17 protein-coding genes and 1 pseudogene are annotated in these 22,200 nt (G+C 59.4%); 7 read left to right on the top strand and 11 right to left on the bottom strand.

The features are described 5' to 3' along the window. Positions 1-251: 251 nt before the first annotated feature. The 3 genes and pseudogenes from ABQJ48_RS28455 to ABQJ48_RS28445 all read left to right on the top strand — a co-directional run bounded on the left by ABQJ48_RS28455 (position 252) and on the right by ABQJ48_RS28445 (position 2,494). Positions 252-1,355 carry a TIGR03118 family protein gene (locus ABQJ48_RS28455; protein WP_367841288.1) on the top strand — a complete coding sequence of 368 codons (1,104 nt, stop codon included), beginning with the start codon at positions 252-254 and terminating at the stop codon, positions 1,353-1,355. 412 nt (positions 1,356-1,767) lie between these two features. Beyond that, positions 1,768-2,166, top strand: a pseudogene (locus tag ABQJ48_RS28450) (phospholipase domain-containing protein); the annotation flags it as partial. 34 nt (positions 2,167-2,200) lie between these two features. Continuing rightward, complete coding sequence (locus ABQJ48_RS28445) at positions 2,201-2,494, top strand: hypothetical protein (RefSeq protein ID WP_367841297.1); 294 nt, start codon at positions 2,201-2,203, stop codon at positions 2,492-2,494. A 90-nt stretch (positions 2,495-2,584) separates the two neighbouring features. Here the strand turns inward: ABQJ48_RS28445 and ABQJ48_RS28440 are convergent, their stop codons facing one another. Next, complete coding sequence (locus ABQJ48_RS28440) at positions 2,585-3,403, bottom strand: class II aldolase/adducin family protein (protein WP_367841287.1); 819 nt, start codon at positions 3,401-3,403, stop codon at positions 2,585-2,587. A gap of 243 nt (positions 3,404-3,646) precedes the next feature. On the opposite strand from ABQJ48_RS28440, the gene ABQJ48_RS28435 reads away from it, so the two are divergent. Together ABQJ48_RS28435 and ABQJ48_RS28430 are read left to right on the top strand one after the other, a co-directional pair. Next, a complete protein-coding gene (locus ABQJ48_RS28435; protein WP_367841286.1) occupies positions 3,647-4,975 on the top strand; it encodes an MFS transporter in 1,329 nt (442 codons plus the stop codon). 25 nt (positions 4,976-5,000) lie between these two features. Continuing rightward, positions 5,001-5,942 carry a LysR substrate-binding domain-containing protein gene (locus tag ABQJ48_RS28430; RefSeq protein ID WP_367841285.1) on the top strand — a complete coding sequence of 314 codons (942 nt, stop codon included), beginning with the start codon at positions 5,001-5,003 and terminating at the stop codon, positions 5,940-5,942. 644 nt (positions 5,943-6,586) lie between these two features. Here the strand turns inward: ABQJ48_RS28430 and ABQJ48_RS28425 are convergent. From ABQJ48_RS28425 to ABQJ48_RS28405, 5 genes are all read right to left on the bottom strand, one after another. Then, positions 6,587-7,771, bottom strand: a complete 1,185-nt coding sequence (locus ABQJ48_RS28425) for a porin (RefSeq protein WP_367841284.1) — start codon at positions 7,769-7,771, stop codon at positions 6,587-6,589. Between the two features lie 492 nt (positions 7,772-8,263). Continuing rightward, the gene (locus ABQJ48_RS28420) at positions 8,264-9,538 is read right to left on the bottom strand and encodes an MFS transporter (RefSeq protein WP_367841283.1); all 1,275 of its coding nucleotides are present in this window, start codon (positions 9,536-9,538) and stop codon (positions 8,264-8,266) included. 219 nt (positions 9,539-9,757) lie between these two features. After that, the gene (locus ABQJ48_RS28415) at positions 9,758-10,720 is read right to left on the bottom strand and encodes a threo-3-hydroxy-L-aspartate ammonia-lyase (protein WP_473094200.1); all 963 of its coding nucleotides are present in this window, start codon (positions 10,718-10,720) and stop codon (positions 9,758-9,760) included. Positions 10,721-11,186: 466 nt separating this feature from the next. Continuing rightward, entirely contained in the window at positions 11,187-12,356 is a 1,170-nt protein-coding gene (locus tag ABQJ48_RS28410; RefSeq protein WP_367841281.1) for a DSD1 family PLP-dependent enzyme, read from the bottom strand. Next, positions 12,353-13,909, bottom strand: coding sequence for a M81 family metallopeptidase (locus tag ABQJ48_RS28405; RefSeq protein WP_367841280.1), 1,557 nt, complete (start codon positions 13,907-13,909; stop codon positions 12,353-12,355). Before ABQJ48_RS28405 ends, ABQJ48_RS28410 begins: the two co-directional genes overlap by 4 nt. A 215-nt stretch (positions 13,910-14,124) precedes the next feature. Here ABQJ48_RS28405 and ABQJ48_RS28400 point away from each other — a divergent pair, with 215 nt between their 5' ends. Continuing rightward, the gene (locus tag ABQJ48_RS28400; RefSeq protein WP_367841279.1) at positions 14,125-15,024 is read left to right on the top strand and encodes a LysR family transcriptional regulator; all 900 of its coding nucleotides are present in this window, start codon (positions 14,125-14,127) and stop codon (positions 15,022-15,024) included. A gap of 149 nt (positions 15,025-15,173) precedes the next feature. On the opposite strand, the gene ABQJ48_RS28395 is transcribed toward ABQJ48_RS28400, so the two are convergent. From ABQJ48_RS28395 to ABQJ48_RS28385, 3 genes are all read right to left on the bottom strand, one after another. Next, the gene (locus tag ABQJ48_RS28395) at positions 15,174-16,145 is read right to left on the bottom strand and encodes an ornithine cyclodeaminase family protein (RefSeq protein ID WP_367841278.1); all 972 of its coding nucleotides are present in this window, start codon (positions 16,143-16,145) and stop codon (positions 15,174-15,176) included. Further along, positions 16,135-16,764: a helix-turn-helix transcriptional regulator gene (locus ABQJ48_RS28390; RefSeq protein WP_367841296.1), complete on the bottom strand. Its 630-nt coding sequence runs from the start codon at positions 16,762-16,764 to the stop codon at positions 16,135-16,137. The genes ABQJ48_RS28395 and ABQJ48_RS28390 overlap by 11 nt, the downstream gene beginning before the upstream one ends. A gap of 328 nt (positions 16,765-17,092) precedes the next feature. After that, a complete protein-coding gene (locus tag ABQJ48_RS28385) occupies positions 17,093-18,031 on the bottom strand; it encodes a LysR family transcriptional regulator (protein WP_367841277.1) in 939 nt (312 codons plus the stop codon). A 558-nt stretch (positions 18,032-18,589) separates the two neighbouring features. On the opposite strand from ABQJ48_RS28385, the gene ABQJ48_RS28380 reads away from it, so the two are divergent. Beyond that, positions 18,590-19,702 (top strand): M20/M25/M40 family metallo-hydrolase, encoded by a 1,113-nt coding sequence (locus ABQJ48_RS28380; RefSeq protein ID WP_367841276.1) that lies wholly within the window; start codon positions 18,590-18,592, stop codon positions 19,700-19,702. A 206-nt stretch (positions 19,703-19,908) separates the two neighbouring features. On the opposite strand, the gene ABQJ48_RS28375 is transcribed toward ABQJ48_RS28380, so the two are convergent. Continuing rightward, positions 19,909-21,180: a cytochrome P450 gene (locus ABQJ48_RS28375; RefSeq protein WP_367841275.1), complete on the bottom strand. Its 1,272-nt coding sequence runs from the start codon at positions 21,178-21,180 to the stop codon at positions 19,909-19,911. After that, positions 21,177-22,181 (bottom strand): biotin synthase BioB, encoded by a 1,005-nt coding sequence (bioB, locus tag ABQJ48_RS28370; protein WP_367841274.1) that lies wholly within the window; start codon positions 22,179-22,181, stop codon positions 21,177-21,179. Before bioB ends, ABQJ48_RS28375 begins: the two co-directional genes overlap by 4 nt. Between the last annotated feature and the right edge of the window lie 19 nt (positions 22,182-22,200).

The raw sequence follows: 22,200 nt of genomic DNA, 5'->3' as shown, positions 1-22,200 counted from the left end.
GTGAGCTGGACTGTGTGATGCGTCTGGTCGATCTTTGGCTGTGCGATAACGCGCTTAGGTCGACTCTCGATAGCGAAATACCAAAATATTTTGGAATAGATTGGCATCGCCAACGTTAATGCCCGGAGGACCCAGAGACTCAAACGCTAGCGCAAGCTTAGCGGCTCGTGGTCGTCCGTACCTCGGACATCGCCAGGACATGCGCCGGTGCCCGGGGGCCGCTATTCAGCCAATCAAAGGAGAACGTTCACGTGAGATTGCAACAACGAGCGGTAAATACAATTGCTGTAGGTTTGACGGTAGCGGCGCTCGCGGCCTGCGGCGGCAACGACAATGTCAGCAATGGCAGTAACGCGATGACACCGCAGTTCAAATCCACGATCCTTGTGTCCGACGGCAGCATCGGCGCAGCGCACACCGACGCGAATCTGAAGAACGGCTGGGGGATCGCGTTCAATCCGACCGGGTTTGTATGGGTATCGGATAACAACACGAAGAAGTCAACTCTTTATGACGGCAACGGCGTGGTGCAGTCACTTGTGGTCACCATCCCGCCGAATGCCGCGGGACAAGCCGCTGGACCGACCGGGATCGTGTTTAACGCGAGCACCGATTTCCAGATGAGTGCCAACGGCGGCGCAGCGTCCAACGCTCTCTTCATCTGGGCGACGGACGCGGGCACCATCGCTGGCTGGTCGCCAAAGGTCCTGCCAACCCAGGCTGTCACGGTCCACGACGATGGCGCGGGGGGCGCCGTGTACAAAGGCCTTGCAATCGGCGTGAACGCCGGCGCGAACCTGCTTTACGCGACCGATTTCCACAACAAGAAAGTGGATGTGTTCGACAAGTCATTCAACAAGATTCAGCTTGCCGGCAATTTCAGCGATCCGGGTCTGCCCGCGGGCCTGTCGCCGTTCGGCATCGCGGCAATCGGCGGCACCGTGTACGTGACGTACGCTGTGCTTGGATCCGATGGCCACACGCAAATGAACGGCGCGGGCAATGGCGTCGTCGATGCGTTCGATAGCGCGGGTAACTTCGTGAAGCGCATCGCGACCGGCAACACGCTGAATTCGCCGTGGGGCCTGGCGCTCGCGCCGGCGAATTTCGGCGCGGCCAGCAACGACCTGCTGGTGGGCAACTTCGGCGACGGCACGATCGACGCGTTCAATCCGGCCACCGGTGCCTTCGCCGGTGCGCTTACTCAGAAGGATGGAACCGTCTTCAAGCAGCCGGGCCTCTGGGGAATCTCGTTCGGCAACAACGTGGACAGTCAGCCGCTCAACACGTTGTTTTTCGCAGCGGGTCCGACACCCACGAGTGGGGTGTATGGTCGCCTTGATTTAATGCCTTGATGAGCTTGCTCGTGCGTGCGATGGTTTCTGACGCGTTCGACAATTCTGTCGCAGTAAGCCGGTCTTCCTGGCTTCATGGCGTGTTCGATAAAGCTGTCGGACCTGGCCGGTTTGCGGTTTCAACCAGGTTCGGATATCGCTAAACCCTGACGCGGACGATGATTGGATTCATCGTCCGTTGGCCTTGGACACTGCCGTGTCCAAGGCTCGTACCCGTCGCCTGACGGGTGCGATGTTCCAAAAACGCGCTGACGCGTGGGTCATTCATGCGAGCGCCAATCGAGACGATGCCGACGATATTGGCGATCTTCTCCGAGCTGGCGTTGATGCCCTCTCGAGGGCTGCGATGTTCGCGCGCCGCCTCATCATTTCCGGTGGCAACAGTCCGACCAGCACAACCCCATCTGTATAGATGATCTCGGGCAACAGCCTGGAGGAACCGAACATTGCGGCATGGCGCCGCACGGTGTGTGGGGACCTGACATCGATTTTCAACTTCGGAAACTCGAACGACGGCTTTCCCCAACTGCCGGTCACCACGTTTCCCGCGGACAAGAACCGTCACCCGAACGTCATACCCGTCGTGCCGAGCACCCAGTCACTGCCGAAACAGGAACCCGGTGTACGGCCGGCACGCGCACTGCCGTACGAGTTTTTCGTTCGCGGCGGCGTGAGCGGGCAAGGCAACGCGTTCCGCTTGCACATGACGAACACGGGGCGCGCGGGTGTCAACCTCCGGGTCTATTCCGGAAATGCGACGGATCTGCCGCGCAGCTATACGGTTGAAGCAGGTAAGGACCTGTCGGACGATTTGATGCTCGCTCCGGGGAAGCTACGACTTTTCCGTGTTCGCCCCCAACGGCTTTTTGCGCCGCTTTGTGGGCAATGTAGCCCTCAAGGGGAACCAAGGACCGGCGGTTCAGGTTGCCGGTGGCTACGATGTCGCAAACGGCAATCTGCAACTGCGTCTGGCGAACCCCGGTAAAACGCAATCCGCTTTCAAGGTCGACAGTGCCTACAACTCGCCGATAAGCGGCGAGCGCCGCGTGCGCGGCGGTGATGTGATCGTGCAGCTGGCGCAACGCAATCAGCCCAAGCAACTGCGCAAACCTGGCCGTCGGTCTGCAGGATCTGGCTGAACGGGCTGACACGCCCTGCCCGTTCACACGCTGTCCTTCAACGCTGTGTGAGATTCAAACCGTTAAAGACAGAGTCAAAATGATGAGCGACTACGCGTCGAGCGTGCGCGCGTAGTCATTAAGGTCCGCATGTTCGCGCAGCATCTGCTTGTATAACCCTTGAAAGCCCAGCCAGGCGACGTAGTCGGACGCCAGATGCCGGCGCGTCGCGCGCGCCTCCTCCGCGCTCAGCGGCTCGAGCGGGCCGGCCGCCTCGGCCAGCAACTGCACCTGCGCACATCGTTCCATGGCGATGAAGCGATACACGGCCGAATCCACGTTCGATCCCACCGTCAGCAAGCCATGATTCAACAGGATCGCGGCCTTGCAGTCGCCCATCATCTGCGCAATACGCGCGCCTTCGTCGGTGGCGAGCACGACGATATCGCCGCGAAACACCACGTGGTTTTCAAAGAACAGACACGCTTCCTGATTGATCGGCGCAAGCAGCCGTTCGCGCGCGGCGAATGCACGGCCATAGGTCGTATGCGTGTGCACGGCGGCGGCCGCCGCATGATTCACGCGATGCAGCCCGCAATGAATTGCGACCGCCGCCGCATTGACCGGCCCACTGCCGTGGTGCACCGCACCCTTGTCGTCGATGCAGATGAGATCGTCGGGATGGATCATCGAGAAGTGCTGCGCATATTGGTTGACCCAGTAGCGGTCGTGATGCTCGGGATCGCGCATGGTCACATGACCGGCGATACCCTCGGTCAGCCCGAAGCGCGCCAGCAGCCGGAACGCCGCCGCGAGCTTGAGCTTGCGATGCCGCCGCTCCGTCTCGAGGTCTTCATAGACACGCGGAACGGGCAGCGCTCCGCCAATGGGAGTGGGAATCTGATATTCGTTGGAGTCGGCAAGGCACATGCGGCACCCTCGATGAAAGGAACGGGACATGCTCATTCTGGTGCGCCACAAGTGCCGCCGTCCATGGCGGTTTGCGCAATGTCATGTGAAATTTCGACACCATGAGCCACGAGGGCCCGTCCCGCATGGCTTCGGGCGAGGTTACGCCGAAGCGTCACAGGACAGATACTTTTCGTGGATTGTCATGGAAATTCGACTAGTGCTAAATGAGGCTACGACAACACCCCTGCCCGGACAACACACATGCAGACCCTCGATACCCAGAGCGCGTTGCCGCCCGATCTGATGAAGCGCATCGTGTGGCGGCTCGCGCCGTTGATGGTGCTGATGTACGTCGCCAACCAGCTCGATCGCGCCAATGTCGGCTACGCGGCATTGACGATGAACGCCGAACTCGGCATAAGCGCCGCGCAATACGGGCTGTCCGCGAGCCTGTTCTTTCTGGGCTACATCCTGTGCGAAGTGCCCAGCAACCTGTGTATGCATCGCTTCGGCGCGCGGCGCTGGATGGCTCGCATACTCGTGACCTGGGGTCTGCTGTCGTCGCTCACGAGCTTCGTGCCGAACGCGCAATGGCTGTATGTGGCGCGCTTCACACTGGGCGTGTTCGAGGCGGGGCTGTATCCCGGCATGGTCTATTACCTGACGTTGTGGATGCCCGCGCGCAATCGCGTCTGGATGATGTCGCTCTTCACGATGTCGATTCCACTTACCGGCATGGTCGGCGCGCCTGTGTCGACGTGGATCATGGAGCATGCGAACGTGTTCGGGGTCACCGGCTGGCGCGCAATGATCCTGCTCGAAGGCCTTCCCGCCATCGTGCTCGGCGTGGTTGGCTGGTTCTATCTGCCGGACGGTCCGCACGCCTGGCGCGGCCTGAGCGAAAAAGAGCGCCAGACGATCCGCGCGGCGCTCGCGGGCGAAGAGCAGGCCGCGTCCGCTGCCCTGCAGCCCGGCAGTGCGCGCCGCGCGCTCACCAATCCCAAGGTCTGGGGCCTGGGCCTGGTTTATTTCGGCATCAACTCGGGCATTATCGGGCTGCTATATTTCCTGCCGCAAGTCGTGAAGACCTTCAAGGGCAGCGCGCAGTACTCGCTCACACAGATCGGCCTGATCACGTCCGCGCCGTTCGCGGTCGCGGTCGTCAGCGTGATCGTGTGGGGACGCATCGTGAGTCACAAGCGCATTCATGCGCGCGACGTCGCCGGACCGATGTTGCTGTCGGCAGTCGCGCTCGCCAGTGCACTCTATCTCTCGTCGCCGCTCGCGACCATCGCGGTGCTGGCGATCGGTACGTCCGCGTGCTTCTGCAGCATCAGCACGTTCTGGCAGTTGCCGAGAAACATCCTCACCGATCGCGCAGCGGCGGCGGGCATCGCGCTCATCACGAGCATCGGCGTATCGTCGGGCTTTGTAATGCCGTATTTCATCGGCTGGGTGCGCGATACGACCGGCACGTTTCAGCTCGCGTTCATCGGCATCGCGGTAGCAATGGCCGTCGGCGCCGCGCTCGCGATCGCGCTCGACCCCGAACGTCGCCGCGAGCTCGCTGCAAGTATGGCGCTAAAATGAGCGGACTTACCATGGAGATCCGCCCATGTCATTGCGTCGAGGAATTCCCAGCCTAACGGCGTTACAGGCCTTCGAGGCGTCGGCGCGTCATCAAAGCTTCTCGAAGGCCGCCGCGGAACTGCAGCAGACCCACGGCGCCATCTGCAAGAAGGTCAACGAACTCGAAGCCAGCCTCGGTGTGGAGCTATTCCGGCGCGTCAGCCAGCGTCTGGTGCTCACCGATGCGGGCGCCGATTACGCGCATCGCATCCGCGTGAATCTCGAGCAGATTCGTCAGGACACGCAGCAACTGGTAGCCAATCGCGAACGCTCGACTCTGCGCGTCGCAGTAGGCGTCACCTTCGGCGCGCAATGGCTGGTGCCGCGGCTGCCGGGTTTTCATCGTGCGCAGCCGAATATCCAGGTGCGGCTCACGGGCCGCGATCAACCCACGTACTTCCACGACCTGAACTTCGACGCCGCCATTCACTTCGAGCAGTCGCCGCTGCCGGGACTCGCGAGCAAGGTGCTGATGGCGGATGACGAAGTGTGGATGGTCGCCTCACCATCGATGGCCGATGAACTCGCCACGCAGAACATCGTCGCGATGCCGTGGATCCACACGCGCGATCTGCCGGCCGCGTGGATGACTTGGAGCGAAGCCGCCGCGCATGAAGCCACTGAACACACGCCGCGCGAAGGCAGTGACCATTCCTTCGATTTCTTCATCATGGCGATTCGAGCAGCAGTCGCTGGTCTGGGCCTCGCGCTATTGCCGCGCGTGCTGATAGAGCAGGAGCTGGCGTTGGGCCAGTTGTTGCGCATCGGCGAGTATGCAGCAATCAACGCACAGAAGACTTACCTGATGTTCCCGGAGCAGCGACGCGACTGGGCGCCACTCGTCGCCTTCGCCGCATGGCTGGACGAGGAGATGACGCGTTATCGCGCGCAACGTCGCGCATTGCCGGAACAAGCGCCGCAACGCTAACTTCAAGTCGAGCAACGCTGCCGGTGCGAGTAGGCGAAAGCGTGCTATCCCCAGGCATGGGCGATGGCACCACAACTCGAACAACTGGTTGCCAGTTTCGCGGCTTTCCGGCTCGCAAGATGACAGCGACATTCGCGAGCCTGCGAAGCAGTATGGATCGTTGCGAAAAATGGCGGCTATCTGGTTGTCGTAGAGGATAATATAGTCAGGAATGCAAATCGCCATGGCGCGACAGTTCATGGCGTGCTGCGCCATCCATGAACTGCGTGCCCTGCGGTGCTGCTCAGCAGTAGTGGCGCAGATTGTTCACGTATAGGCGAGCGTCTTGAACGCGTAGTGCACGTCACTGATGCGTTCGAAGTGCAGCAACAGACGGCGAAAGTTGTCCTCCCAGGCAAAGACGCGTTCAATGGTCCTGAAGCGCTCCTGGAAGATAGCCGGATCAAAGCGCTGCTTGCGGCCTCGCTTCGGGGTTTTACGCCCGCACGGAATTTCCGGAACCTTCCGGTTCCGATCGAAGACCTGCTAGCCACTCAGGCCGCCGCGTAACCGGCACGCCCAACCAACCTGGACCGGTCGTTAAACCTGCATAGCCGGCGTACGCGTAAGTGACCGCCTTCGCCGGCTATGCGTACTTCCGTTCGTCAGAAGCGGTGACGAATGCCGACCGTAGCGCTCAGTTGGTTATCCGACGAAGAGCTCGAGCCAACACTCTTGATCTGCGCAATGCGCTCGTATTTCCCCCCTACGAGCGTCGACGCGTCACCCGTTGCCCGCTGATACTCCATTGCCACATAAAGATCGGTGCGCTTACTCATGAGGTAGTCAGCACTGAGTGTCACCTGATGCCACTTCGGCTTCAGATCGGCGCCGCCCGTACCAGGCAACCCCGTCGCGCTACCGCTCGTAAAGGTGTAGTCAGCCAGCAATGTCAATGGCGTGGTCAGCTGATACCGGAGCGTTGCCGTGTAGTTATTCAGCTTTCGCGCCGCGCCGTCGTTATAGTCGAGCCAGACCCGCGTAAAACCCAGATCGGCGGTAGTCTTTCCGTATCGGTAGCTGGCCCCCGCAGCACCGATGCGTTGCCGTGCCACGCCACCGTCGATACCGTAAAAAAAGTTGGTGCTGTACTCGTCGCCCGAAGAGGGTGACGCTCCCCCGACAGCGCCGCTCGTATTGCTGGTGGCGTTCGGATGGTTGAACTCAAGATATCCGACGCCGGCCGAAAACGCGTTGCGCGTGTAATTTCCCGCGACGCTCCACGCGCGATTATTGGCGAAGCCTTGTGAGGACGGCCCCGAGGCCTGATTGCTAAAGCCGTAGAGTCCGTTGAAGGTAAAGCCGGCGTAATTATTCGACTGAAACTTGACGGAGTTGTTGATGCGAATCGTTTGATTCATGTTGTCGTTGTCGCCGATATGCATCGCCGGCGAAAAGAAACAGGCTGCAAAGTAGTTGCACAGCTCGTCGCTGATCGGACTGTATTGTCGGCCAAACGTCAAGGTGCCGATGCTATCGCTGGAGAGACCAACGAACGCCTGCCGACCGAAGAGACGATTGCCCTGCCCGGCCAAACCATTCGTTCCTGTAAAACCGTTTTCGAGGGTGAATATCGCGCGCATCCCTCCGCCGAGATCTTCGGATCCGCGCAAGCCAAATCGGCTACCACTCGTTTTACCTGAGGTCTCCTGGAATGCAGCGCCCCCGTTCACGTTGTTTGTATAACTCAGAGACGTGTCCACTAACCCATATAGCGTCACCGAGCTTTGGGCAAATGTAGGAATACTAACTACAGACATTGCACATGCTGCTACTACAACTTTCTTCATTTCCAGCTCCTGGCGAATTAAAACGCGTTGATGATTTTTATTTAAGTCGAAGCTCGAGTATCGCCTCTATTAACCAGCTTCCGTTTTGCTGGCGTTCAGGATCGGCAACTGTGCGCACACGATCATCGGGTGCGCCGTGGCCAAACAGCCCTGCGAAAGTATTCCGTTACCGTCCAGCGCCTGTATGCCCCGATAGTCCAGCCCGGGCACATTTTCTGGGTGGCCGACGCAGCGCGATCCGCCAGCATTCAATGGCCCGCAGACTGCATGATCCTGTGAAGGATTTCTGTTAATCAGCCAGGAAGACTGCTTTCGAATCCAACAGCCTCGAACACCTCCAGCAAGCGCACTGCCAACTTGAGAATACCGGGCAGATCCGCTACCAGGTCGATCCGGCGCGGTTCAGCATTCGCAAGGGTTAGCAGCACTTGAATGCACCGCCGGCTTCTGGACTGCCAAGCGGATGAGGCGAAAAAAATCCCGGCTTTTTTGTTATCGGTCTGATCGTTCCACGCGCCATGTCAACGCGACGAGGAATACCCCGACTCCCGAGCAGAGGAGAAAGAGAAACGCGCTAGTAAAGGACCCGTGCGAATGCCCCACGAGCAACCCGATTGTCGCGGGTGCGACAGCGGCTGCGCATTGTCCGCCGAAATTGATGACGCCAGCGGCTGTGCCGACCATTTCGTCGGGCAGATGCTTGAGCGGTATAGCGTAGATGGTCCCGTACACCATGGTGTAGCCAACCATGCTCAGCGTCCAGAAGGTGAGAAGAACGGTGAGCGAATTGCTCATCGTCATCAAGCCTAGAAATAACACGATGCAGAAACCGCCAGTCGCCATGAACAGTCGTTCCCGACCTTGCCCGACCTTATCCAGCAGCCAACCCACGATGTTCAGTGAAATAAATGCCACGACATACGGGATAGCGGAAGCAACGCCGACATGGATGATGTCGATATTTTTCGTCTTCACCAGGAACGTCGGCATCCAGGACATCAGCCCAATCAACACGATGTTACTGAAGAAAAAGATCATCGTCGTTTTACGCATGATCGACATGCGTGCCAGCGAGCGAAACTTGGGGGCACTCTTTTCGCCAGGTTTTGCGGCCGAGCGAGGCCGTACGTCTTTGATCGCATACCAGAGAATCAAAGACATCACCAGACCAACCAGTCCGAGCACATGGTAGGCGAAGCGCCATCCGTGGGCGTTGATCAGGGCTGCGATGGAACCCGTCCCCGCAGCTCCGCCGATGAAGATCGCACCAATGACCAGTGACTTCGCCCGCGCTCGCTCCTTCTTTGGAAATACCTCGGCGATCGTCACCGTGCTTGCCGGGGAAAATCCGCCCTCGCCAAGTCCGAAGAGAAAGCGGATAACGAGCAACGCGGCAAGGGAACTCACCATACCTGTCATACCCGTGAAAATTGACCATGTCGCCACGCAGCCAATTAACACCCCCTTCGATCCGAACCTATCGGAGAGCCACCCCGCCACCAGTTGCACCAAAGCGTAGCTGACATAGAACGCACTGAGCACATACCCCGCCGATTTCGAATCCAGACCGAACTCCTTTGAGATCGGAATGATCGAGATCGTCATCGCAATGCGGTCCGCGTTCGCCAATATCCACGAGAAAAGCAGGCTAGCGAGGATGAAGATTTTGCGCGAGGGTGAGTACCCGGTTGTCATTTGTCCGTGGCTGGACTCAACCTCGCCGGTCGAGGGGATTGAGGCTGTTGGAAATACGCGAGTATTTTTCATGTCAGTGTCGAAGAGTCATAAGAACAGCGCCGGTCTGGCCATTAACTGTGGGTGACGGGCCCACTGCTTTCAGCCGTCGTTATCGACCGGATGTCGAGGGGCAACGCGGGCACTTGTGGTGCACAACTTAAAACGGTTGAGCGATGACTTGAGCGAGCGCAGCATTCGTCCGCCCTGCGCGCCCGGGCATCGCCTCAATATCAGCTCCTTCGTGTTTGCCTAAGTCGTCAACAAGGCGCAGTAGCGCTCCACATCGACGTTGCCGCCACTGACGAGTACGCCGACACGCTTTCCTTGCAACTTCGACCGCATATCGCGCAGAGAGGCGAAACCAAGGCAGCCGGTTGGCTCGACCACCATCTTCATGCGAGTTGCAAAAAAGCGCATGCACGCGATTAATTGCGCATCCGTCGCCGTGTGTATGCTTTTCACGTGGCGGCGGATAATCTCGAACGTGTAGGCCCCGAGGTGCTGAGTCTGAGCGCCATCGGCAATGGTTTTCGGGGTGTCGATATGCACAATGCAACCGGCCTCGAGCGATTGCTGCCCGTCGTTGCCAGCCACCGGCTCAACACCGTAGACTTTGCAATTCGGAGCCAGGGCAGCCGCGGAGAGCGCAGAGCCTGCCAGCAAACCGCCGCCGCCAAGAGGCACGAACAAGGCGTCGAGATCGCCCACCTCCTCGAACAACTCCATTGCTGCGGTTCCTTGACCGGCGATCACGTCTGGATGATCGTACGAAGGGATCAGCGTCAGCCCATGTTCTTCGGCGAGCGCCCGCCCGATCGCTTCCCGGTCTTCCGTGTATCTGTCGTACAACATCACCTTGCCGCCATAAGCTTCCGTCGCGGCAAGCTTTGCAGCTGGGGCATCGTGCGGCATGACGACCGTGGCGGGAGTGCCCAGCACGAAACTCGATAGTGCGATGGCTTGCGCATGGTTGCCGGATGAATAGGCGACCACCCCATTCCGTCGTTGGCGCTCGTCAAGCTTCGACAGCGCGTTGAAGGCGCCACGGAACTTGAAGGCACCCGTGCGTTGAAGACATTCGCACTTAAAGAAAACCTTCGCGCCTATCTCTTCGTCTACGATGCGCGAGGTCACAACTGCGGTCCTGTGCACTCGCCCCTTGATGCGCTCGGCGGCCGCGGCGACGTCTGTATAAGTGGGAAGCTGAAACATAGTATTCCTATTCATACGCTTTATAGCTTAACAACACACTTGCGGCGGGGGACCGTGCAAAACCAGGGTGGACGTTCACAGCGAGTCAACAGACACGAACAGATCGCACCTGTGGCTACTGCTACATCCACATTTCAACATTTAGACAGATTATCTACTATTATTTTTTTCGTCAATCTGTCAATAAACTTTCTTTGACAGCGCCTTCGCTCGGGCCGTCGTCTAAGAGATGCAATGGAACACTCGAACCGCTTCGTCATCCCATCGCTTTCTGGCTGCATTTGTCAAATGCACGCGACGTCGAAGTGTTGCAGTTCGAGCACAGCGACCGGTCAGCTGTGCCCCGAAGGGAGCGCCCCTTCGGGTATGAAACAGTCCGGTGCCGGTGCGACGAAGTCGGTGTGGACAGCGCACACGGAGTGAACGCGACACGTTCCATGCCCCGTTCGGTACCGGTCCTTTCCGTCTACCACCCGCTGAATCGTTGCCAGCGCGCGAGCACGTCGCGCGAACCGGGGCGTACGACCTGATATGCCCCATGTTGCGCGCCGGTTGCGCACGCGTGATTCGGCAATATCCGCACCTGAGCGCCGACCGGCAGATCGGGCAGCACGGCTGCGCTGCCCGGCCGTAGCGCAAGAATTCCTTGCTCCTGGTTGGCTTCGACCATGATCAGATCCGGATATATCCGGGAATCGACATCGCAGACAATGCCGTACCCCTGGTCGATGCGCTGCCGGGCGGTACCTCGATCGCGCGACATTGCCATCCAGCCCGCGTCAACGAGTATCCAGCCCTTGTCGCGCTGATGACCGATAACCGTCGCAAGCACGCTGAGCGCGAGGTCGTCGGTCGAGCACACGCCGAGGCCGGCCATGACGAGATCGAAGAACACGAATACGCCTGCGCGCACTTCCGTCACGCCGGTCAGGTCGCGTGCAAAATGTGCGGTGGGCGTCGAGCCGACGCTGACGATCGGAGCCGGCAGCCCCGCAGCACGCAAAGTCTGCGCACACGTTACCGCCGCCGCGCGTTCGCGTTCAGCCATCGCCACTATTTCGTCGAGGCTTTTGCAACTGTAGGACTCGCCCGCATGCGTGAGGACGCCCCGCAACTCAGCACCGCCCTCGTGCAACACGCGGCCGATTGCGACGAGATCGTCGGGACGTTGCGGCGATATGCCAGCGCGATGGCCATCACTATCTATTTCGATTAGCGTCGGAATCTTGTCGCCGGTCTCGCGCGCCTTTGCCGCCACCGCCTGCGCGGCCTCGACGTTATCCACGACGATCGACAAGTCGACGCCGCCGCGCCTAAGCGCGCCGGCGCGGTCGAGCTTGTTCGGCGCGATGCCGACAGCGTACAGAATGTCGCGCACGCCCGCATCGGCGAACTGCTCGGCCTCCTTGAGCGTCGAGACTGCCGCGGGACCCGCTGCGCTGTCCATCGTGCGTTGCGCGACCTCGATCGATTTCGGCGTCTTCAGATGCGGCCGAAGCTGCACGCCCAACGTTCCGAGGTGTGCGCGCAGCCGCTCGATGTTGCGGGTCATCCGTGCTTCATCCAGCAACAGACACGGTGTGTCCAGTTCGTCCAGCGACTGACGGCCGCCGCTTTCATTGCAAAACTCACTCATTGCGCGTCGCTCCGCGGCTGAACAGCACGGACGGTCGGGATCCAATTCGCAATGTCGTCCATGGGTACGACCGGCCTCGGTAATTTCTTGAAGTCGAAGCGAGCGAGAATGGGCGAAGTCAGGCCCGGCGCATCGACGCTCAAGATTTGTTCGCCAGAGAAGAATTCATCGAATGCAGCCCGGAAATGGCCGCGCGACTTCAGCGCGACAACGCGCGCGCTGGCGATATCGATGCCAAACATTTCGAAGAACATCGGCTCGTGGCACTGGTGCCGTTTGCTGATGACGATGACGGTTACGCCGCCGATCTGCAGCGCAACCGACGGTCCGAGGTCAAAGCTGCAGCCGGCCAACTGTCCGCGCCGGCCGACACCTTTGCCGTCATGCAGCCGCACCACGCGCGCCGGCACGTCGAACGGGTCTGAATAGACGGTAGTTTCGCTGCGGTTGAACCGGGCGTGGAACGTTTCCCCGATGCCGGCCTCATATGCGTCCGCCACGAGATCCGGATCTGTGATGACACCGAGGATCGCACCACGCACATCCTGTTCGTGAAGTGCCTTGAGAATGAACGGCGTGTTGCCGCGTCCGCCGCCGCCAGGATTGTCGGCTACGTCGGCAAGCAGCACCGGGGCTCGCGACGCATCGTCGCCTGTTGCTTTCGCGAGGCGGACCGCCTCGTCGAGGGACGCCAGCTGCGGCGTAAACGCGGCACGCTCTTGCCACGCGTATGACGCAAGGTCGTGCGCAACCTGGGCCGCGAGTTGCGCATCGCCGCGCGTGGTGACAAGTACCGTTAGACCATTCTTCGGGGTATCCGCAAATGCGAAGCCGCCTGCAATCGAGATGTTCACGATGCGCGGATCATCGAGCGCTTCAGCGCGTCGGATCATTTCTGCATATGGCCCTGTGCCGGGCGCTGTCAGCAACTGCGTCGGCGGTGAACAGACGGGCATTCGCACATGCGCGACGGACGTGCGCATACCGTCCAGAAGTTCGATCATGATCCGCGCCGCGTCGGCACCTCGCTCGGCCATATCGGTGTGAGGGTTGCGACGGTACGATACGAGCGCATCGACTGCGTCGACCATTCGGTCCGAAATGTTGGCATGCAGGTCGACGGTGGCGACGATCGGCTCCGCTGGCCCGACAATGCTGCGTACGAGCGCGAAAACCACGCCGTCGGGATCGTCTTCTTCTGTCGTGATGGCTGCGCCGTGCTCACAGATGTAGACGGCGTCAAGCGGCAACGCCGCCCGCAACCGCTGCTCGAATTCACGCAGCGTATCGGCGAAGAATCCGTGCTCGACCGGTCCGCCAGACTCCGCGTTCGCAAAGAGGATCGGGATCGGCGTCCAGGGTCGGATCGCATCCATTGTGCGGATGAACGCCGGGATTTCCGGCGTCATCACGGGTGCCGCGCTTTTCGCATCAGCTAGAAGCGCGGCGTCTTGCAGATACGCACGCGATACGAAATCGGCGCGTGTGGAAACCGGCGCAAACCGGTTCGACTCGATCGCGAAGCCAAGAATGGCAATGCGCGGGCTTTTCATTAAACACTCCTTATCGGCCGGCGTCTTCGGCCAGCATTGGGCGCTGATGTCTCGGCGGGTCATTAAAGCTAAAGCTGCCATCGAAAGCATGGCGGCGTGGCGTTGGTGTACTGGAACATCGGCACTTGCGTTCGCGCGCGCGATGCAAAGAGTATTGGCCATCAAATAGTTGTGCGGGTTAATATCCCCTTATTGCTTCGTTAACCTGTAATTTAATGATCTCGACCGAAGACCTGCATTTTTTCATCACGGTCACGGCGTCCGCCTCGCTCGCGGACGCCGCGCGCAAGCTCGATGTGACGCCGCCCGCTGTCACACAACGACTGCGTGCCCTGGAAAAGCGGCTGGGAATGCGTTTGATCGACCGCTCGGGGCGGCACCTGGTACTGACCGATGAGGGCGAACTGTTTGCGCTCCACGCGCGCAGGATCTGCGATGACATCGGCAATCTATCGGACACGCTGGCGTCGCGACGTGGGACGGTCGCGGGACATCTTCGGGTGATTGCGCCGCTCGGCTTCGGGCAGCGATATGTCGCCCCCGCCGTCGCGCAATTCCGCTGCCTCTATCCGGAAGTGACCGCAAGTTTGATTCTGTCCGATCGACCCGCTCACATTTCGGACGACATGTGGGACCTGATGGTCCATATCGGCGAGCTACGCGATTCGACGCTGGTTAGCCGGCGGCTTGTGCCGAACCGGCGCATCCTGTGCGCGGCACCGCGCTATCTCGCGCAGCGCGGCGAACCACGGTACCCAGACGATCTGCGGGTGCACGACTGCATCGCGCTACGCGAAAACGATGAAGATGTGACGATGTGGCGCTTTATGCCGAAGCACCACGGCACACCGGCGAATGTCAGGATCGAGCCGTTCCTGACGAGCAACGACGGCGGCACCGTGCGCGATTGGGCACTTGCCGGACTCGGGATCATCGTGCGTTCCGAGTGGGACGTCGCCGAACATGTCCGTGCGGGTCGACTTGTCCCACTGCTCGATGGGTGGCAATTGCCGGATGCCGATATCGTCGCGCTGATTAGCTCGCGACATGGACGCTCATTGCGCGCTACGCGCTTTCTTGAGCATCTGCACTCGTCGTTATCGCAACTGCGTTAGCTTCCATCCGTCGTCGCCGAATCTGCCGCGGTCCGTCACAGTCTTGCGCGGCTCCGCGCTGCACGAGGCAACAGCGCGGCTTGAAGAAGCGCCGCGCCGGATGTCTCGTACTCCAGGAAAAATATCGGGTTGCAGACCGACCCAACCCCCTACCAAGGCCAGGCTACCGAGGTTCCCACGCCGGTTTCACGGGCACGCTCACACAGCATGCGGGCCACGGTCAGGTCCTGAAGTGCCAGGCCTGTCATGTCGAACACCGTAATGTCGTCTTCCCGGCGGTTCGCCTGTGCCTTTCCTGTCAGTAGATCGCCCAGTTCCGTGCACGGGTGGTCGGCTGCCCATTGCGTTTCACCGATCTGGCGCGCCTGGGCTTGATCGTCGACGAATAGACGAACGCGCCCCAACAGGCCCTCGGGAAGTTCACGTTTTCCTTTAGTGTCGGCGCCTACGCAATTAAGGTGCGTGCCGGGTTGAACCGAGTGTAAATCGAACAGCGCCCCGGCACCTGGGGTAGCCGTGATTACGATGTCGCTTTCACTAACTGCACGATCACCGTCATTCGCGTGCGAGATGTCGCAGCGCTGCTCGAAGTGAGCTTCGAACGCGGGGTCACGCTGGCCATTCGCAGTCAGGTAGCGAACACGAACAAGCGATGGCATGAGCTGCAGAGCGAAGGTCAGTTGCACGCGCGCTTGTACGCCCGAACCGAAGGCGCACACCCGAGTGCTGTCCGCGCGTGCAAGGTGCAGTAGACCAAGTCCGCCGGCCGCACCCGTGCGCATTGTGGTCACCGCATTGCCGTCGATCATGCAGAGAGGCCGACCCGTAGCCGGATCGATCAACATGATGGTTGCCTGGTGAGGCTCACCATTCAGTGCACGATTGGTAGGCCAGAATCCCGCTGCCTTGAAACCCAGCAGCCCTTGCGCCGGAACATCGCCTGATTTGATACCGAATATGCCGCCCGTGACCAACGGTTCCCTGACCACGCGAAAAACACGGCCTTCGCGCTGGCTATGCAGAACAAACGCCTCGCGCACCGCTTGCATCACATCATCGGGCAACAGCAATGACTCGACTTCATTCTTGTCGAGGAGCAACAATTGAGCGTCACTTGGCATCGTTGTACACCGTAGCTCGCGATACGCCCAAATGTTGCGCGACGACCTCCATCGATCGACGCACGTCCATGCTGCCCGACTCCCGGAGTTCTTTCATCAAAATCCGCCTTTCCTCTGTCTTCAATGCTCTGGGTGTCGTCGCGAGCCGCGCGGCGAATTGGTCTATCCGCATTCTTATTCCTTCCGCCCCAGGGGGGTCGAGCTTTTCGTTGGTACCGGCAGAATCGTCCGTGCGGCCGAACTGCCCCAGCATGTTCTGCAAAGCACCAAAAAGCGTTAGATCGATATTGATGCACAGAGCGGCAACGTACTGCCCTTTCGAGTCCTTGATGCCGATGGACGTGCTTTTTGCCTGCCGGCCGTCGGCGAAGCGATTTGCGTAATTGGCGATCACTTGCGGATACTCCGCATCACCGATGCGCGCCAAGCCAAGTTCCGTGGCAGGATCCCCGACCTCTCGACCCGACAAATTGTTGTGAATCGCCGCGATGGCGTGCTCGGCGTCCAGCAGGTCATGCACAACTACTTCGCAAAACGGCGCAAACGTCTCACCCAAGCCCAGCGCGACTTGCTTGAGTTGGGCGACCAGCACTTGCTGTTCTTTCGTTTGATTTGGCATTTGAACAATATATCCAACATTAGACACCTCGTCAACACGCGAGCCTCCGCGTGCACTTCGGCGGATTTTTGCTTGTTTTGCACCAGCCGTCAGTATGCGACCTTGACGGTCGGCGCGTCCTCCTGACAGCTCCTGCGGCGGCTGTAGATCTGCGCGGTCGCGATGTTCGCTCGGCCGCTCCGTCCCCGACTCGTTGCCCATGCGCACTCGAAATTTCCGGAGCAAACGCTAGTCCGTGCCGGCTTACAAGCCCTTATTCCCAACGTCCAGCAACCTCCGCTTCGCACCATCACGCTTCGCAATTCGTATTTCCGTAGAACCGGATGCGCTATGACAGGCTGCCGGAAAAGGCGTTATGACGAGCGATGACAGAGTTTACAAACTCCATTACCGATTCCGGAATTGCTCGTCCCTGCCGGGCGATGATGGCCGATGTCGTTTGAGCCAATCGCTCATGCTGCAATGGAATCAACTTAAATATGGATTCCCAGCCACCAGTTTTAATTGCAAATTCAGGCAAGATGGTTATTGCCAGCTTGTTTTTTACAAGTGATTTCAATATTTCATACGAGTTACTTTCAATCACCGGCCGCAACTTGATCCCGACCGCATCCTCGACTACTTTTATACTCTGTCGAATACGATGTTGAGCGGGCAGAAGACCAATCGCAAATTGCTGAAGATCGTCCAAGCTCACCGACTGGGCTGCCGACAAGGCATGTCCTGGCGGAAGAACAACCCGGAGCGGCGCTGAAGCGGAATGAACGACCTTGACGAGGTGATGCTGCGGCGGATTCATGGTTATTCCAATATCCACAACTTCATCAATTACCATCCTCAATACCGCATCACCGTTGCCTATGTCGATACCGTACGTCATTTGCGGATGACGCTCTAAAAATTCTGGTATTACAACATCGGCTAAATCTGAAACATATCCCATTCCTGATGCCACTTTCACGTGCCCGAATTGCAAGCCGTTCGAAGTCCGAATGGCGTCCTTTACCGCGGCGTCTTGCAGCATGAGCTGACGAATATGCTCACGCAATATGTTTCCCGCGCCTGTTAGCATTATGCGTCGGCCGTGGTGCTCTATCAGGGCCTGTCCAAACTCACTTTCCAGCAGTCTGACCTGACGGCTAAGCGCTGAAGCGGAAATGTGGATACGTTCCGCGGCTCGCCGAATTGAACCTTCCTGAGCGACCGCGTAAAAATACCGATAAGCAGAATTCAACATGTTGGCGTAGTCAGCAAGCCCGGATTTCACGATTTTGAGGGGGCGCCTCGGGCATACGACACCCAGAGACTTGCAGCGATGTATTCGATTGGCGCCGGATACCTACCTTTCCAGAGTGCGGCAAGGGTCAGACACAACGATAGCACCAATGGAGCAAGAGCCTGCGGAGACTCTCTTTTCGACGCAGCATGCAGGTGGATTGCGCGCCTCCTCGGAGCATCACGGTGCGGTTCCTTGTTCAAGGTCAGATGCCGCCGCTGCTTCATCGACGGCTGCACAACACCTATCGTGCGTCGAATGAGGGGCGAAGCGCCCGCTTTCAGGGCCATGATGCACCACCAAATCTGGCAGAAATGGTTGCGACGCAACCAAGCGGCTCCGAGCAGACAGAATGCGCCGCCAGCGTCCGGGCAAGCGCGGTGCTTAAAGGCCCCCCGCCCGAGCAACCAACCACACGCGCCGCGTCCGATCCTTGGCTGACGCGATAGCGCTCAAAAATTAGAACAGTCGCATCCAATAATTCGCCTTGACCCGTGCTTTTTGTAAAAACATATTGGCGCTTCCTGCCATTTTTATCCGAACGCCGTCATGCAGACATCGCAATTTGATTCAGCCTTGAAATTGTTGAAAGATATGGTGTCAATCGACTCCAGAAGTTTTGTTTCAAACATTGAAATAGCAGATTTAATCGCAAATGAACTGGCGGATTGGGAATTAGAATTCATAGACTATTTGGATAATCGCGGAGTAAAAAAGAGAAATATTGTCGCCTATAATCCGGCCAGTCAATCCGCCGTTACGTTTGCCGGTCATCTGGATACCGTTCCAGACACTGCGTGGACTCGAAATCCTTTTGAACTCGTTACGGAAGGTGGACGCATCTACGGTTTGGGCACGACTGACATGAAAGGTCCCATCGCGGCCTTCATCACTGCGGTGAAGAGTCTCGATCCGGCAGCACAGCCTATATTGATCTTTACCGCCGACGAGGAGGCCGGTAAGCAAGGCGTCCGCGAGGTCGTCGCACGAAGTGAGATCCTCAATCGCCGCAGGCCGCCGAAGTGCTTCGTGGTAGCAGAGCCAACAGACCTCGGGCTGGTGCGCGGTCATCGCGTGGATATTCAATTCATAGCGCACGCAAAAGGAATCCAGGCTCACTCATCGACGGGGAAAGGCAAAAACGCAAATATCTCTCTTGTTCCGTTCTTGAGCGATCTGCGGGAACTGCATTTGCGTCTGCGTCAGGATGTCACGCTGCATGACAATCAGTATGATCCTCCATTTTGCGATCTGAATTTCGTGATCGATAACTATGGTGCATTTCCCAATACGACGGTCGGCTTAGCTACCTGCCTCGTTAAATTTCGATATTCGAAATCTTTCGATCCGGATTTTGTAATGAAGGAAATTCGCGACTCGGCAACCGCGCATGGCGTCGAGTTGACGATCAAGATGGAGGCGCCGCCTCCCGAGCTTGATGAAGGGCACTACCTTGTGAAGGCCGCCGAACGGATCCTGGGGTGTTGTGCATCCGTCTCCGGGCTGGGCACCGAGGCTTCAGAGTATTCCAAGCTTGCGCCCTGCCTGATTTATGGCCCGGGCCATATCTCATGTGCTCACATGCCGACAGAATATATCGAAGAAGAACAATTTTATAGCTCGATCGAAACGTTTAGAAATCTCGCACTTCATCTGGTTTGATTTCCAGTGCGCCATTAACTTTCAGGCTGCTTGTCCCAGGCGCGTCTGCCGCACGCAAACGGAAAAATATTCATCCATCGCCAAGCGGCACGAGGCGGTCGTGTTGCGCGATTTCGCTGTCGGCGATGTGGAGTCACTTCGCGCGATGCTGCTCAAGCTGTACGAGAACGCAGGCGCGCTCGACGACCTGCTTTAGCGGGCGGATTTCAGATAGCTGGGTCAATCGCTCGCGTGGACGCGGGAGCGTGCACGTGCAGCACCTCCAACCCGCGATAGACCGGATTGCGATTCCATCGAACGGCAGGCGCCGACATCGTCAGGGAAGGCCAACGACACATCAGTTCGCTGAACACGACTTCTGCTTCGAGCATCGTCAACGCGGCGCCGATGCAGACATGCGGACCGCTGCCGAAAGAGAGCGGCGCGAAGGCGCGGCGCGCGAGGTCGATCTGGTCAGGATGCTCGTAGCGGCGCGGATCGCGATTTGCCGATCCGATCAGCCCAAGCATCAGTTGCCCTTTGCGCAACGGCTGCCCGTGCCACACCAGATCGGTCGTCACGCGGCGCCCCGTGTATTGGACCGGACTGTCGAAGCGCAACAGTTCGCGCACCGCCCCGGTCAACCGCTGTGGCTCGCGTCGAAGCTCGCCCCAGAGCCCGGGCCGTGCCAGCAGGTGATACAAGCCATTGCCCAACAGATTGCGCGTGGTCTCGTGTCCGGCGAACAGCAACATCGCGCACTGCGCGAGCAGCTCCGCATCATCTGCGATCGTTCCATCGTCTTTCGCGCGCACGAAACACCCGACCATGCCCTCCTGCGCGCCGCCACTCGCGAGATATGACTCGAAGTACCGGCTCATGCCAAGCAGGCTCGTCTGGGCACGCCGGGCCTGCTCCAGCGTCGGCCTCGGCGTGCCGATGAATGCGGCGAGATCATCCGACCAGTCGACGAAATGATCGTCTGCGTCCATGGCGACGCCCATCAGCTTCGCAATGACTCGTGCCGGCAACGGCCTCGCAAGCCGCTGCATGAAGTCGAAGCCGCGCGCGGCGTCCACGCCGTCCAGCAGTTCGTCGACGAGGGATTTGACATACGGGCGCAACGCTTGCAGTGCGTCCGGCCGGAAACCCGCTTGCATTACGCGGCGTATCCTCGAATGGTCCGGCGCATCCAGGAACAGCATCGCCCGCGCGAACAGTTGCTGGAACCCCTTGAGTTCGTTTCGCGCACCTTCGCCAATGTTCATCACCCAGCCACCCGTTCGGCGCGCGGAGAAGCGCGGATCGCGCAACATGGCCTCGACGTCCTCATGCCGCGTGAGCAGCCACGCCCCGTCAAAGAACTCGTCGCTCCAGTGGATCGGCCCCGCATCACGCAGCACCTGGTACGTTGGATAGGGATCGTCCAGAAAGTCTTCGTCGATGATTTGTCGATCGAGCGGCGACGTGAATTGCGCCAATGATGGCAATGCGTTCATGCCGCACCCTCGCCCTGAACCCGCAAGTCCAAGCGACGGAGCAACACCCTATCTCGCGCGGCCTGCGGATTTGCCGTGGTCAGCAGCTTGTCGCCATAGAAAATCGAGTTCGCGCCCGCCAGAAAGCACAACGCCTGCACCGCGTCGTCCATCTGCTCACGTCCGGCCGAGAGTCGCACCATCGCCCGCCGCATCGTGATGCGCGCGACCGCGATGGTCCGCACGAATTCGAATCGATCGAGCGGCGCTGTACCGGCCATCGGCGTGCCCTTGACCTGCACCAGATTGTTGATCGGCACCGATTCCGGTTGCGGGTCGAGGTTCGCGAGTTGCGCGATCAGACCAGCCCGGTGCAAACGCGATTCGCCCATGCCGACGATGCCCCCTGAGCAAACATGAATGCCCGCGTCGCGCACATGGGCCAGCGTATCGAGACGATCCTGGTAGGTCCTGGTCCTGACGACGCTGCCATAGAATTCCGGCGCCGTATCGAGATTGTGGTTGTAGTAGTCGAGGCCGGCGTCTTTCAATGCCTCGGCCTGGTCCGCGTCCAGCATCCCGAGCGTCATGCAGGTTTCGAGCCCGAGTGCCTTCACCTGCCGGACCATCTCGGTCACGGCGGCCATGTCCCGTTGCTTGGGGCTGCGCCACGCGGCGCCCATGCAGAAGCGCGTCGCGCCTTGGCCTTGCGCCGTCCGCGCGGCCTCGACGACTTCCACCACCGGCATCAGCTTGCCCGCTTTCACGTCGGTGTCGAAATGCGCCGATTGCGGGCAATAGCCGCAGTCCTCGGCGCAACCGCCAGTCTTGATCGACAACAGCGTCGACAACTGGATCTCGTTCGGGTCGAAATTCTCGCGGTGTACCTGCTGCGCACGATGCAACAGATCCATCAGCGGCAACGCAAACAGTGCGCCGACGTCTTCGACGCTCCAGCGCGCAGCCGCCTGTACAACCGGTTTCCTCAGGGCCGACAGGGGGATGGTGGCGACGGTGCTCATACAGCAACTCCAGGGAAGA

It is taken from the genome of Paraburkholderia suaedae (assembly GCF_040812055.1).
Lineage (GTDB): Bacteria > Pseudomonadota > Gammaproteobacteria > Burkholderiales > Burkholderiaceae > Paraburkholderia.
Note: the sequence above shows the minus strand (reverse complement) of the source record. Positions and strands in the feature narration are given on the sequence as shown.

Coding starts and splice junctions, on each gene's coding strand:
- ABQJ48_RS28440 (WP_367841287.1), bottom strand. CDS start 3,403: ATGTGCCTTGCCGACTCCAACGAATATCAGATTCCCACTCCCATTGGC.
- ABQJ48_RS28435 (WP_367841286.1), top strand. CDS start 3,647: ATGCAGACCCTCGATACCCAGAGCGCGTTGCCGCCCGATCTGATGAAG.
- ABQJ48_RS28430 (WP_367841285.1), top strand. CDS start 5,001: ATGTCATTGCGTCGAGGAATTCCCAGCCTAACGGCGTTACAGGCCTTC.
- ABQJ48_RS28425 (WP_367841284.1), bottom strand. CDS start 7,771: ATGAAGAAAGTTGTAGTAGCAGCATGTGCAATGTCTGTAGTTAGTATT.
- ABQJ48_RS28420 (WP_367841283.1), bottom strand. CDS start 9,538: ATGAAAAATACTCGCGTATTTCCAACAGCCTCAATCCCCTCGACCGGC.
- ABQJ48_RS28415 (WP_473094200.1), bottom strand. CDS start 10,720: ATGTTTCAGCTTCCCACTTATACAGACGTCGCCGCGGCCGCCGAGCGC.
- ABQJ48_RS28410 (WP_367841281.1), bottom strand. CDS start 12,356: ATGAGTGAGTTTTGCAATGAAAGCGGCGGCCGTCAGTCGCTGGACGAA.
- ABQJ48_RS28405 (WP_367841280.1), bottom strand. CDS start 13,909: ATGAAAAGCCCGCGCATTGCCATTCTTGGCTTCGCGATCGAGTCGAAC.
- ABQJ48_RS28400 (WP_367841279.1), top strand. CDS start 14,125: ATGATCTCGACCGAAGACCTGCATTTTTTCATCACGGTCACGGCGTCC.
- ABQJ48_RS28395 (WP_367841278.1), bottom strand. CDS start 16,145: ATGCCAAGTGACGCTCAATTGTTGCTCCTCGACAAGAATGAAGTCGAG.
- ABQJ48_RS28390 (WP_367841296.1), bottom strand. CDS start 16,764: ATGCCAAATCAAACGAAAGAACAGCAAGTGCTGGTCGCCCAACTCAAG.
- ABQJ48_RS28380 (WP_367841276.1), top strand. CDS start 18,590: ATGCAGACATCGCAATTTGATTCAGCCTTGAAATTGTTGAAAGATATG.
- ABQJ48_RS28375 (WP_367841275.1), bottom strand. CDS start 21,180: ATGAACGCATTGCCATCATTGGCGCAATTCACGTCGCCGCTCGATCGA.
- bioB (WP_367841274.1), bottom strand. CDS start 22,181: ATGAGCACCGTCGCCACCATCCCCCTGTCGGCCCTGAGGAAACCGGTT.